Origin of the sequence: Clostridium thermobutyricum (genome assembly GCF_000371465.1) — a bacterium.
Lineage (GTDB): Bacteria > Bacillota > Clostridia > Clostridiales > Clostridiaceae > Clostridium > Clostridium thermobutyricum.
Genome location: NZ_KB850956.1, coordinates 2,748,182 through 2,761,999 on the forward strand (window position 1 = coordinate 2,748,182; position 13,818 = coordinate 2,761,999).

General features: G+C 25.4%; 13 protein-coding genes and 1 tRNA gene. 3 read left to right on the forward strand and 11 right to left on the reverse strand.

Translation table 11 applies throughout. The annotated features are described in order from the left end of the window. Positions 1 to 109: 109 nt before the first annotated feature. Both HMPREF1092_RS12870 and HMPREF1092_RS12875 read right to left on the reverse strand, forming a co-directional pair. On the reverse strand, positions 110 to 898 hold the full coding sequence (locus HMPREF1092_RS12870; protein ID WP_002599107.1) for a Cof-type HAD-IIB family hydrolase: 789 nt from the start codon (positions 896 to 898) through the stop codon (positions 110 to 112). 95 nt (positions 899 to 993) lie between these two features. After that, positions 994 to 2,721, reverse strand: a complete 1,728-nt coding sequence (locus HMPREF1092_RS12875) for a ferredoxin hydrogenase (RefSeq protein WP_002599108.1) — start codon at positions 2,719 to 2,721, stop codon at positions 994 to 996. Between the two features lie 335 nt (positions 2,722 to 3,056). On the opposite strand from HMPREF1092_RS12875, the gene HMPREF1092_RS12880 reads away from it, so the two are divergent. Beyond that, positions 3,057 to 3,947 (forward strand): phosphatidylserine decarboxylase, encoded by an 891-nt coding sequence (locus HMPREF1092_RS12880; RefSeq protein WP_002599109.1) that lies wholly within the window; start codon positions 3,057 to 3,059, stop codon positions 3,945 to 3,947. Positions 3,948 to 3,976: 29 nt separating this feature from the next. Here HMPREF1092_RS12880 and HMPREF1092_RS12885 read toward each other — a convergent pair whose 3' ends face one another. From HMPREF1092_RS12885 to HMPREF1092_RS16605, 9 genes are all read right to left on the reverse strand, one after another. Next, complete coding sequence (locus tag HMPREF1092_RS12885; RefSeq protein ID WP_002599110.1) at positions 3,977 to 5,101, reverse strand: Card1-like endonuclease domain-containing protein; 1,125 nt, start codon at positions 5,099 to 5,101, stop codon at positions 3,977 to 3,979. Between the two features lie 103 nt (positions 5,102 to 5,204). Further along, a complete protein-coding gene (gene pssE / locus HMPREF1092_RS12890; RefSeq protein WP_002599111.1) occupies positions 5,205 to 5,672 on the reverse strand; it encodes a PssE/Cps14G family polysaccharide biosynthesis glycosyltransferase in 468 nt (155 codons plus the stop codon). Further along, complete coding sequence (gene pssD, locus HMPREF1092_RS12895) at positions 5,672 to 6,142, reverse strand: PssD/Cps14F family polysaccharide biosynthesis glycosyltransferase (RefSeq protein WP_002599112.1); 471 nt, start codon at positions 6,140 to 6,142, stop codon at positions 5,672 to 5,674. Before pssD ends, pssE begins: the two co-directional genes overlap by 1 nt. Before the next feature lie 10 nt (positions 6,143 to 6,152). Further along, positions 6,153 to 7,298 carry a CDP-glycerol glycerophosphotransferase family protein gene (locus tag HMPREF1092_RS12900; protein ID WP_002599113.1) on the reverse strand — a complete coding sequence of 382 codons (1,146 nt, stop codon included), beginning with the start codon at positions 7,296 to 7,298 and terminating at the stop codon, positions 6,153 to 6,155. Between the two features lie 52 nt (positions 7,299 to 7,350). Further along, a complete protein-coding gene (locus tag HMPREF1092_RS12905; RefSeq protein WP_002599114.1) occupies positions 7,351 to 8,370 on the reverse strand; it encodes a zinc-binding dehydrogenase in 1,020 nt (339 codons plus the stop codon). Continuing rightward, the gene (locus HMPREF1092_RS12910) at positions 8,360 to 9,082 is read right to left on the reverse strand and encodes an IspD/TarI family cytidylyltransferase (RefSeq protein WP_002599115.1); all 723 of its coding nucleotides are present in this window, start codon (positions 9,080 to 9,082) and stop codon (positions 8,360 to 8,362) included. Before HMPREF1092_RS12910 ends, HMPREF1092_RS12905 begins: the two co-directional genes overlap by 11 nt. A gap of 131 nt (positions 9,083 to 9,213) precedes the next feature. Next, positions 9,214 to 10,263 carry a glycosyltransferase family 2 protein gene (locus HMPREF1092_RS12915; protein ID WP_002599116.1) on the reverse strand — a complete coding sequence of 350 codons (1,050 nt, stop codon included), beginning with the start codon at positions 10,261 to 10,263 and terminating at the stop codon, positions 9,214 to 9,216. Positions 10,264 to 10,405: 142 nt separating this feature from the next. Next, positions 10,406 to 10,480 (reverse strand) — tRNA-Arg (locus HMPREF1092_RS12920). Between the two features lie 167 nt (positions 10,481 to 10,647). Then, on the reverse strand, positions 10,648 to 11,484 hold the full coding sequence (locus HMPREF1092_RS16605; RefSeq protein WP_002599117.1) for a DUF1189 family protein: 837 nt from the start codon (positions 11,482 to 11,484) through the stop codon (positions 10,648 to 10,650). Between the two features lie 147 nt (positions 11,485 to 11,631). Here HMPREF1092_RS16605 and HMPREF1092_RS12930 point away from each other — a divergent pair, with 147 nt between their 5' ends. Beyond that, positions 11,632 to 12,384: a hypothetical protein gene (locus tag HMPREF1092_RS12930; protein WP_002599118.1), complete on the forward strand. Its 753-nt coding sequence runs from the start codon at positions 11,632 to 11,634 to the stop codon at positions 12,382 to 12,384. Between the two features lie 75 nt (positions 12,385 to 12,459). Further along, on the forward strand, positions 12,460 to 13,806 hold the full coding sequence (locus HMPREF1092_RS12935; RefSeq protein ID WP_002599119.1) for a CCA tRNA nucleotidyltransferase: 1,347 nt from the start codon (positions 12,460 to 12,462) through the stop codon (positions 13,804 to 13,806). Positions 13,807 to 13,818: the final 12 nt, after the last annotated feature.

Here is a 13,818-nt window from a genome sequence, read left to right on the forward strand (position 1 = left end):
ATGTGTATTTTATTAATTGTATTTTTAAATTTTGTTAAAATACCCCATATTTATTATAAATATGAGGTGCCTTTTTTTCAATATTATATAACTTAATATGAAATAATATTTATCTTTTATTTAAAATGTCATCTACGACTTCATAAATATAGTCAACATTATTTTGGGCATGCTTTTTAACTTCATCTTCTGCCCTATTAAATGTGTAACTATTTTTAGTTAATTCGAACATTGATATATCATTAAATGAATCACCTATTGCATATAAATCTTCTATTTCTTTATTCTCTATTTTAAGCAATTGTTCTAATCCTTTTCCTTTTGAACATCCAGAAGCAATTATATCAACAAAAAATTCATTTCTACAGCTTTCTTTTTCATCTAATATTTCATCTAATATTTTTTTAGCTTCTATTGCTCTAAAGACTTCTCTATCTGTCGCAAATACACTTGCCATTATAAAATCTTGATCTAATTTTAAAGCATCTTGAGCAGATATTTTTGTATAATTTATGCTATCAAAAAATTTTATCTCATTTTTCTTAGCATTATCATTTTGTATTAAATAAAAACTTTCTCCATCATCCATATACATCATAATATTTTCTTTTCCTTCAAAAGCTTTTATAATTTTTTTTATCTTTTCATTCTTTATTGAATCTCTATATATTATTTTTTTATCTCTATCAATTATTAAAGCACCATTACATAAAACCATATAATCATAAGGCACCTTATATTTTTGAAAAATATTATCCATTCCTTTTAACGTTCTTCCTGTAGAAACAACCAATTTATGACCTTCTTTTTTTAATTTATCTATAGCTTGTATATCTTTAGGATTTATTTCATCATTTACAACTAATGTTCCATCCATATCACTCGCTAGTATCTTCATATCTTAATCCCCCTTATTTATAAAAATAGAGCTATATAAAGCCTAGAAATACTTATCCAGCCTTCATATAGCTCTCAATTTAATACATTATAAAATTATTTTGTATACTTATGATGTAATAATTCATGAGCTTTACCATGTCCTGGTTTACCCATATATGAATCATACATTTTTAATAATGCAGCATTTTTATGTGATTTTCTCTTAGTTAGAACTTTATCTTGATTATATAAAACTGATGCTCTTACAGCTCTAATATCTATTCTTTCTCTATCTAAGTTATTTACATGTGGTTGACCTCCACCATTTACACATCCTCCTGGACATGCCATAACTTCTATAAAGTGATATTGCTTTTCATCCATTTTTCCGCTCTTAACAAATTCAAACATATTTTTAGCTCCATTAATTACGGCTATATTATATTCTTTTCCTGATAAAGTTACAGTAGCTTCTTTTATTCCATCTAATCCTCTAACTTGAGTATATTCAACTTCTTCTAAATCAACATTTTCTGATAAATCTTTAGCTGTTCTAAGAGCCGCTTCCATAACTCCACCTGTTGCTCCGAAGATAGTTCCTGCTCCAGTATATTCTCCCATAGCTGGATCTGCTTCTTCATCTTCTAAGTTAGCAAAATCTATTTTAGCATCTTTTATTAATTTAGCTAATTCTCTTGTTGTTAAAACTGCATCTATATTTCTTAAATCATCATTTTGCATTTCTTCTCTATCAGCTTCAAACTTTTTAGCTGTACAAGGCATTATTGTTACAGTAAATACACTTTTGGGATCTATACCTTCAGTTAAAGGATAATATGACTTACTTGCAGCACCAAACTCTTGTTGAGGTGATTTTGCTGATGATAAATTATCTAAAAATTCTGGGAAGTAATTTTCAACTTCTCTTATCCATCCTGGACAACATGAAGTAAACATTGGGAATGGGCCATTATTTTTGATTCTTTCAAGTAACTCTGTTCCCTCTTCCATTATAGTCATATCTGCTCCAAAGTTAATATCAAATATTTTATTAAATCCTAATCTTCTTAAAGCTGCATATAATTTTCCTGTTACATCTTGTCCGTAACCCATTTTGAATAGTTCTCCCATAGCTGTTCTTATAGCTGGAGCTATTGCAACTATTACATGCTTGTCTTCATCTGCTAAAGCATTTTTAACTCTATCTAAGTGTGATTGTTCTTGTAAAGCTCCTACTGGACAAGCAGCAACACATTGTCCACATAATAAGCATTTTGCTTCATCAAAACTTTTATTATCTGGAGGACATACCATTCTAACTCCATCTACATTTCTTATTTGAATTATTTCAGTTCCTGCCTTTTGCTTACAAGCTGCTTGACATCTTCCACATAATACACATTTATTTCTGTCAATTATTATTGATTTACTTCTTCTATCAACGTTTGCTTCTCTATCTTCTGGTAAGAAAGGGGCTGCTGCTCTTCCTTTAGTCTTTATAACTAATTTTAAAAGCTCACAGTTTTCTCTTCTAGGGCATGGACCACATTTAAATTCATGCTTATTTAAAATAGTTGATATTCTCATCTTAACTCTTTCTTGAACTTTTTCAGTATTAGTTTTTACTACCATACCATCTTCAACTTTTGTTAAACAAGCTAAAGCTAAATTTGGTTTCCCTTCTACTTCTACAGCACATACTCCACATTTACCTATATTACTACAATCTTTTAAGTAACAAAGAGTTGCTATATCATCTATACCATTTTGTCTTGCTGCATCTAATATTGTAGTTCCCTCTTCAACTTGGATTTCTCTGTCATTGATAAATAATTTTTTCATCCTTTAAACTTACCTCCATGAATACAATTCAGTTCCTCGTTATCCAAACTTTGTTATTTTTTTAACTAGTTTTAACGAAATACGATTATAAATATTTAAATTAATGAGCATTTTTTATAAAACTTTATCCATGTTTTCGCATGAAATTTTTGAACATAATTTAATTTTACAATATTATAGATGTAATATCAAATTCATATTAAATATTATAATTAACATTAAATATTTTAATTCATATTAAATATTACAATTAACATTATATTCCTAACTTGCATATTATATTACTTTACTATATGATTTAAATATAGTTTTATTGGGTATATGAAGGAGTTACTATGTTATTAGTATATAATAGAAAAACAAAGCAATATGAAGAAGAAAATATAGCTGGGAAAAAATACTTAGTTTGGTGTTATGAGTCACCAAAAGGTAAAAAATTAACAGAACTTATTTTTAAGAAAAAACTTTGCTCAAAAGTCTATGGGGCTTTTTGTGACACTAAATTTAGTAGAAAAAAAATTAAGCACTTTATAAGAGATTTTGATATAGATATGAATGTTTGCAAAAAAAAGCCTAAAGAATTTTCAAATTTTAATGATTTTTTCACTAGAAAACTTAAACCAAATGCTAGGCCTTTTTCTAAAAATGAAAAAGATTTAATATCACCTGCTGACGGAAGAGCTTTGGCTTATGAAAACATAGAATTAGATAACTTAGTTCAAATAAAAGGTTTTACTTATAGTCTTAGAGAACTTATTAATAATGACGAAGTTGCAAAAAAGTTTGAGAATGGAACTTGTATTATTTTTAGATTATCTCCAATTGATTATCATAGATATCATTTTATCGATTCTGGGGTTACTGCCAAATCTACATTTATTCCAGGAAGATATTATTCAGTAAATCCAATAGCATTAAAAAATATTCCTAAGTTATTCTGTGAAAATAAAAGAGAATGGTCTTTATTTGAATCAGATAATTTTAAAGATATTTTATATGTTGAAGTTGGCGCAACTTGCGTTGGGACAATAGTTCAAACATATGAACCTGGCTCAAGAGTTTCTAAAGGAGACGAAAAAGGATTTTTTAAATTTGGAGGTTCAACAGTAGTTTTATTCTTTGAAAAAGATACTGTTAAAATAGATTCTGATATATTAGATCAAACTAATCTTGGATACGAAACTAGAGTATCAATGGGCGAAACTATAGGAAGAAAAGTTGATTAAAAAAAGCGTGTTTTATAACACGCTTTTTTCTAATTATTTATTGCTTTTTCTAAGTCTTCCTTAAATTTATTTAAATCTTTATCTAATATAATAATATTTATTTCCATCTCTTTAGCTCTATCCATTATACTTTCTTTAATTGGTGGCTTTGTAGCTACTAATATTTTTTTTGATTTATCTCCACCAATTCTTTCACTATAAACTTTTAATTCATTTAAAGCTACTTCATTATATTTTTCACTATCTTTGCAAGATATAACTACTATATTAGAATCTTTTATTGCAACAACATCTAGCTCATTTTTTAAATTTTCATCATTTTTATTCCAAGTAAAAACAACTCCACTTTTAACTTGGTCAACTACATCTATACTTTTAACAACATATTCAGTTAATACTTCTAACCAAGTTCCTATCTTAAAAATAAACCCTTTTAAATATTTATCTTTAAAAGAAACAATTGTTTTGTCAAACTCTCTTTTTACCTCAATTAACTTTTTATTAACTGCCCACTTAAGAACTTTTTCTAGAAGTTCTATCTCATCTTTTTCTAGTAATTTTTGATTTATAACTACTTTTTTTGTATCTCCATAAAAATGAGAAAATATATTTATATCATATAATCTCTTTTTGTACTTATTCCATAACTCTATATTCTCATGAATAATTTTTGCTATATCTAAAATATATCTTTCTTTTATTAAATCTGAGGAATCTTCTAATATCTCATTTCCGCTAGCTTTAATCATATCTTCAATGTTTAAATCTAATAAATGCTCATTGACTTTTTCATTATTTTTTCCAAAAATATATTTCTTTTTTCCTAAAATATCTATATAAATACTTTCTATTTTATTGTTAATAGAAAAATTTAAAAGATTTAAAGATTGTATCCTTTCCCCACCAGTTAAGTTTAAAAGTATATTATTATAGTTTTCTTTTAGTTTATTAAGTAAAGAAACATCATCTATTTTAGATTTTATAAATTCTACCTCTGAATTATTCTCATTAGAAACTCTAATAATATTCTCTTTCAATATATCTTTACAATTATCATTTACCAAGACTATAACTTTATTAAATTTATATTTTTTAATTAATATAATAATGCTATCATTATGTTCATCAATAGGTGTAACTAATAAGTCATACATATTTTTTACTCCTTAAAACTTAATTTATATTAATTTGCCCATATAATATTATTTTTATAAATAGAATAAAGCTATTCTGCTTTTAAGCAAAATAGCTTTATTATTAAATCGAATCTATTGTTTCACTTATAAAATTTAATAAGTTACTATTATCAAATTTGTACTCTTTAAGTTCTATATTTTTATAGTTTTCAATAGCATTTTTAAACTCTTCAAATGTTTTGCAACTTATTAGATAATTATCTTTTTGTAATTTTTCGCATATTTCTAATTGATGATTATCATTATGCTCATTATACTCTTGAAGTCTTGCCATTACTATGACTTTCTTTTTCCTCTTTAAAGCTGTTAGTATAGATCCAACACCTCCATGAGTTATTATTAAATCACTTTTTTCTATACACTCTTCAAATTCACTTGGTGATAAAAATTGTGTTATTTTATATTTTTCTGATTTAAACTCAGTATTACCTGATTGTATAAATACTTCCTCTTCTATGTCCATTTTTTCTAAGTATTCAAGCATTCTTTTAAATCCTAATTCATGTGTTCCTAAAGTAACAAAAATCATTAATATAACGCTCCTTTATAAACTGCATTTTCATATACCTTTTCCATTTCAGGATGTTGAACTATAAATACATCTGCTATCTTATTAATCATTCTTCCTGACATACTAGTAGAATTAACTCTTGCAAATGTCTCTATAAATATAATCTTTTTCTTAAAAAATTTTCCTATATAACATATTGGAACAGCAGTATGTGCACCTGTTGTTACTATTACATCTGGTCTTATCTTTGCATATAATATCAATGATTTTATTATGTTATATGAAAACTTAAATAAATAACTAAACATATAGTTTCTAGCTCCATAAACTAAGTAATTTATCTTGCCTTTATACTTATCTTTAAGCTTTATTGTTGTATCAGTTTTTTCTGTTATTATATGATAATCATATTTTGAAAATAGTGGCTTAAGCTCCATAAGCTCTGATAAATGCCCACCTGTTGAAGATATAAAAAGTACCTTTTTCAAGCCAATCACCTTACTTCTTTAATATTATTTTATCTACGAATCTTTTACTTGAACATCCATCTGTATAATCAAAGAATTTCTCTTTAAATTTTCTTACTTTTTCCAAGTCATAATTATCTTCTTTTATTAAATCTACTAATTCATCTGTAGTTTTTACTATAGGCCCTGGAACAAAGCTTGTATATTCATAATAAAAATCTCTATCATTTATATAAGTTTCTAAATCATCTGCATAGAATATCATTGGTTTATCTAAAAGTGCAAATTCAAAAACAGTTGAAGAATAATCTGTTATAAGAATATCTGTTATAAAAAGTATGTCATTTATTGATTTATAATCTGACATATCTACTACTTTGTCACTTTCTTTTTCATATCTCCATTTTACAAATGGATGCATTTTTATTGCTAAAACATAATCTTCTCCTAAAGCATTAACAACTTTATCTACATCAAAAGCTATTCCACTATTTGCATCACTTTGCCCTGTTCCTCTAAAAGTAGGAGCATATAAAATAATTTTCTTATCCTTTAATTTTGGATATTTTTTATAAAGTATTTCTTTAGCTTCTTCTTTTTTCTTTTCATCAAAGAATATATCTGTTCTTGGAACTCCAATTGGGTCAATATTATCTTCTGACATATTAAATGCAGCTGCATAATGTTTTGCTACTTCCTTAGATGTTACTGTTACATGAGTGTAGTTTGTATGAATTGGAATATATTTTATATATTCATTTCCATTTGAATAATTTTCATCAACTGTACTAAGTGCAAATTTCTTAAATGCTCCACAAGCATGCCAAACTTGAACAACTTCTGTTCCTTTTCTAAGTTTATTTACTGCATAAACAGGAAAATAAAAATCATCAACTATAAAAAATTCTGAAGTTGCAAGATAATGTTCTGCTATACACATATGCTTTAAATATTTTAGCATTCCAGCTAAACCTGCTCCCGGTTTTTCATATAATATTTTACACTCGTAATCTAAGTTTCTCTTTTTTATTTCGTCTAATATATATTTATAGTTTCCCTCCATATAATCTGGTCTATATGTAGCAAAAACTATTCTTTTTTTAATTTTAAATATATATGAAAGACAATATATTATTTTTAATATATATTTTATTACTAGTCTTTCTAAGGTTTTCAAAATATTACACCTCACTCATTTTTAAAGGGCCATTTAAAAATGGCCCTAAAATTTATATATTCCATTCTAATATAGTCTTAAAAGAAGTTGTTAAGTCATGTTCAAATGCTTTAACCATATCACTAATTCTTCTTACTTCAATTACTGCTGATATAAGCTTTTGAAGTTGATTTTGAGCATCTTCATGAGCTTCTAAGAAATCTACTGCTTCTTGGAAATTAACTCTTCCACTTCTACTACTTCCAATTAAGTTTAATCCTTTTTCTAATACCATTCTTGTATTAATAGGCACAGGATTCTCAGATACTCCTAATAAAGAAATACTTCCTTCTGGATTTATATAATCAATTATTTGATCTATTGCATTTTCTGCTCCTTTTCCGCCTACAGCTTCAAAAGCATGGTCAACTTTAAAATCTTTTGGAATATCATCTATTTGATAAGTTTCATCTACAAATGAAAAGAAACTTAATTTTTCTTCATTTTTTCCTAAAACAACTATTTTTGAATTTGGAAATTTCTTTTTTAAGATTAATGAAGTAATAAATCCAACATTTCCGTCTCCCCAAACTCCAATAACATCTCTTCTTGAATGTGCTTTTTTATCAAATCTATCTATAGAATGACCTGAAACACTTATAAGCTCTATAAATGAAGCTACATCATGATTTATATTATTATATTTAATAATACGATCTCTTCCCATAAAAACATATTGTTGCATGAAACCATCATATCCACTAGCTCTAAACTTACTAGTTCTTAAATAATTTTCTGCAATAATATCATCCTCTTCAGTTGGTGTATTTGGAATCATTACAACAGTATCCCCTGGTTTAAATTCATTTTTAGGATCATATATAACTTCTCCAACTCCTTCATGAATTAAAGCCATTGGAAGCTTCTTTCTCATTGCCTCTCTTCCTCTAGTACCTGTATAATACCTTTGGTCAGCTGCACATATTGAAAGTCTAGTTGGTTTTACTATAATTCCTTCACCATCTAAATTTTTATCTTTAAACTCAACTACTATCTGCTTTGGAGCTACTAATCTATAAATCTTATTTATCATTTAAATCATCCCTCACTAAAGCATTAGCTAATTTTAAATCATAAGGAGTAGTAATTTTCATATTATAAACTTCTCCTTGAACTAGCTTAACATTTTTTCCTTTAACAACAAATATTTTAGCTGCATCTGTTAATATTTGTTTTTCTCCTTTAGTTAATGAATTATAAAGATTTATAAGCTCTTTTATGTTAAAGCTTTGAGGAGTTTGTCCTTGATACATAAAATCTCTTCTTGGAATATCACTTATATCTTCTCTATTTTTAGATTCAACTATAGTATCAAAAGCTGGAACTACTGTATCACAAGCCCCAAACTCTAAAGCACTATCTATATTATCATTTATTATTCTATGTGTTAAAAATGGTCTTACTGCATCATGAGTAACTATTACATCATCATCATTAAGTCCATAATTTTCTTCTATAAATTTTATACCACTCATTATTGATTCATTTCTATCTGAACCACCTGCACATACTTTTATTTTCTCTATAAATGCTTTTGGTATATATTTATTTATTAAGTCATTTGTATGTTGTATCCATTGATTTGGCGTTGTTATTATTATTTTTTCAAATCTTGAATTTAATAAAAAAGTCTCTAATGTATGTATTATTATTGGCTTTTCTCCGATTTTTAAAAATTGTTTTGGCATTTCTGTATTACCCATTCTTGTGCCTTTTCCGCCTGCTAATATCTCTGCATATATCATAAATTAACTCCCCTAACATAAATTTAATCTCTTTAATTAAAAGTTTTTATACTTAAATTGATTTTATCACATTTTAAATGTATTTAAAACTAAAGAGACTATTTGATTAAATAGTCTCTTTTATTAATTTACTATAATCTTACTAATGATTTTGCTTTAACTACACTCTTATACATAAACATTAAATTTCTTATCTTCTTGATTTTTTTAGTTCCAGTTAACTTACTATTTTTAACGATTTTTTCAAAAGCAAATCTTTTTATTCTACCTAAATTTTTTAACTGCTCATCTGTTACATCACTTACTATTGAATTTATTTCATTTAAACTTTCATTTTTAGTTATTTCATCTTTTCCTCTAAAAATTCTATCTAGTGATGGCCAAACATCTATTATCATCAATCTATAAAAATAATTTACTTTTATACTATTAGCTAAATTTCTATTTGAAGTATTTTCATCTATAATTTTTGATACCATTTTCCATACTGTACAAACTTGCTTTAATATTTTTGTAGCATTTACACTTATTTGCTGTGTTAATGATTCACCTGGATTTTTTCTCATTCTGTAATAATAAACAACATGTTTAGTTGCATATAATTTATTTGCTTTTAAAAATGCCTCCATCATGAATACTTGATCTTCTGCATAATATATATTTAAAGGAAAAAATATTCCCTCTATAGTTTCTCTTTTAAATATTTTATTACAAGGACCTAAAGCCCATAATATATCATTATCTTTTCCAAGTACTCTATATCCATCATTAAACATATGTCTTGCTATTGGTTTTCTTTCAATTCCATCAGTAGTTTTTTCAGTTCCACATACTATTACATCTGCATTTTTTTCTTTTGCTAAATTATATCTAAACTCAAAAGAATCTGTTGGCAATAAATCATCTGAATCTACAAAAATTATATATTCGCCTTCTGCTTCTTTAAGCCCTACATTTCTCGCTTTACTAGGTCCTGAATTTTCCTGTTTAATAAGTTTTATATTATTATGCTTACTTTCATATTCTTTAAGCATCTCATAAGTTCCATCAGTTGAACCATCATCAATAAGTATTAATTCAAAATCTTTAAGAGTTTGATTATATATTGATTTAATAGTTTCATCTATATATTCTTTTACATTATATACAGGAACTATGACACTTATCTTATAGCTACTCACTAATTTATCCTCCTAGTTTCCAATTATAAATTTAATTATATTCAATATTTTACTATAATTAGTCTAATCTTATCAAAATAACTTATTTTTAATAAAAAAAAATTTCAAAAGTAAAATTACTTTTGAAATTTAAATTATATTCTGGTAGGGCGTATAGGAATCGAACCCATAATGTACCGTCCGTAGCGGTAAGTTATATCCATTTAACTAACGCCCCTTATATACTTTTAACAAAATTATATTATCACAATTGAAGATTTTGTGCAAATATTTATTAGGAATACGATTTAAATTTCATTATTTTATAAGTCTTATCATAAATTCTAAATATAATACACAAAAAAAATACTTTCTTAAATTATTTTATTTAAGAAAGTATTTTTATTATAGAAATCTATTTAATCTGTTATTATTCTTATTATTTCTCTGTCTATTTACTAAATCATTTTTAATATGCTTAAGTATTATAGCCACATATATTGCAGTAGCAATAATTAATGGATATTGTAAGCTTATGCTTGGATATAATATTCCTATTGGTAATGATAATAAAAATGGTACTGTAGCCGCATAAATAGATAAGCTATATAAAGCTGTTGGCTTAACCATCATTCCTAAGAATATTGAAACTATTAATCCTACTACTGTTACAAATAAACTATCTATTATTAAATTTATAAATCTATTTATAATACTATAAATAGTTATAAAACCAAAATAATATTTTTTAGCACTTTGTATTGTTTGAACTAAAGTTTCATTATTAACTTCTTTAGCATTAAATATTTTACTATTTACTTGGTTATAGTCATAGTTTCCGCCCATACCTAAAGATTGAATTTTAACACCATTCTTTAAAACTAGCATATATGAATTATCTTCTGGATATTCATTTATTATATCATTTGCATCATCTAATGTTTTCTTATCATTTATATAAATAAGATTTCCATTTTGATTTATTATTATAGGATTTTTAGCCATAGTAAATGTATTATCTTTTATATTAAAAGCATATTCTGGATTATTTATTTCAGTTGTTGCCTTATTTATTAATCCATTAGTCATATAGCTATTATATATTCCTAAAATCCCACCAAATATAAGACTTATTAAAAAACCATATAATATTGCCTTTCCTATTCCTTGGTCTATATATTGAGGAAATTTATCTAATCTATGTAAGCAATTTTTAAACTTTACAAAAAAATTATCTTTCATGTTTTCCCTCCTTTCAATAAAAATATATATTAATATAATTATATTTTAACCATCAAGATTTATCTTATCATACTTATTTAAAATATTAAATTATTATGTTTAAATTTTACATTTAATGGAAATATTTTAAAATAAAGAGGTGATATTATGAACGAATTAAATAATGAAAGTTTTAAACAGCCAGAAGAAAATTTTAACACTACAAAAGAAAAATTAAATTTGAAATTAATAACTATAGTATTATCATCTGTACTTTTAATTGGAATATTATTTAGTTTTACTACTTTATCCTATAAATCATTAGTAGTTAACTTTAAAAATTATTTTGATAATGCTCACTATAGTACTGCAAATAATCTAGTTGTAACTAAAGGTAATATGAACATTTTAAAATCATTTAAAATAAATAATGATTTAACATCTTATTTTAAAGATAAACTTAAATCTATTACTGAAAAATTAAACAATGGTGAAATAACTAGTGATGAAGCATTAGTTATTATAAATGAAATAAATAGATATAACTTATTAGATAAAGAAATTGATGAAACAGTTGGAGTATTATCTAATAATATTTCTAGTTCAAGCACTTTAACAAAAGGTATTTCAGAATATCAAAAGAAAAATTTTAAAGAAGCATTAACCATTTTTAAATCAATTCCTAGTAATAATGAAGGCTACAATACAGCTGCCACTTATATTCCTAAGTGTAAAGAAGAGTACACTAATTATCTCCTAAAAGAAGTGGACACTTTAGTTGCTGAACATTATTATTCTAAATCAATCACTCTTCTAGAAGAAAACTTAGAGCTTTTAGATAATAGCACTAAAATATCTGATAAGATAGAGGAACTTAAAACTGCTCGTGATAAGTATATTCAAGAAAGAGATGGTAAATAATTAATATATTATTTCAAATACCTTATTTAATTTATTATAATAGATTAAATAAGGTATTTTTTTAGGAGGATTAATATGAATTTTAATATTCCCGCAAAAGTTCAGTTTATAATAGATACTTTTTATAATAATGGTTTTGAAGCTTTTTTAGTTGGCGGATGTATAAGAGATTATCTTTTAAATAAAACACCAAAAGATTATGATATTGCAACATCTGCAACACCTGACCAAACTATATCTTTATTTGAAAAAACCATTCCTACAGGTCTTCAACATGGGACTGTAACTGTTGTTATAGAAAATGAAAATTTTGAAGTTACAACTTATAGAACAGAATCAGAATACATAGATAATAGACACCCTGAAAAAGTTGAATTTGTTAAAAATATAAAGGAGGATTTATCTAGGCGTGATTTTACTATAAATGCTTTTGCATATAATGATAAAAAAGGTTTATTAGATTTTTTTGAAGGTAAGTCAGATTTAAAAAATAAAATTATACGAGCAGTAGGTAATAGTGATATACGATTTAATGAAGATGCTCTAAGAATGCTTAGAGCTATCAGATTTTCATCTCAACTAGATTTTGATATTGATAAAGATACATTATCTAATATAGAAAAAAATAATCTTCTTATTAATAATATAAGCTTTGAAAGAATTAGAGATGAAATTTCTAAAATCCTACTTTCTAATAATCCAAGAAAAGGATTATTACTATTAAAGAATACAGGATTACTTACAAATATTATTCCTGAATTTAAGGATACATTTGGTTTTGACCAAAAAAATCCTCATCATTTTGAGGATGTATTTGAACATAGCCTTTCTGTATTAGAAAAAACTCCAAGTATACTTACAGTTAGATTAGCTGCACTTCTCCATGATATAGGAAAACCAAGTTGCTTTAACTTAGATGAAAAAGGAATTGGTCATTTTTACGGTCATAATATTAAGAGTGAAGAAATATCTAGAAAAATTTTAAATAGACTTAGATTTGATAATAAAACAATAAAAGAAACTCTTAAATTAATAAGAGAGCATATGAATGTTTTAGATAATCCTAATAATTCTAATATTAAAAGATTAATTACTAGAGTTGGTTTAGATTCAATAGAAAATTTATATTCGCTTCAAGAAGCAGATATATTATCATTAAAAGATCCTTCTGTGGCAACACATAAAATAGTTAAGATGAGAGAAGTAACAAATAATATTTTAATCTCTAAAGAACCACTGTCCTTAAAGGATTTAGCTATAACAGGAGATGATTTAATAAACGAATTAGGATTAAGCAAAGGAAAAATTATTGGAGATGTTTTAAAAAAATTATTTAATATTATTTTAGATTATCCAGATTTGAATAATAAAGCAGATTTACTAAAAGAAGCTAAAAAAATAGTAGAATCATATCAAAACTAAATTATTCTAAGA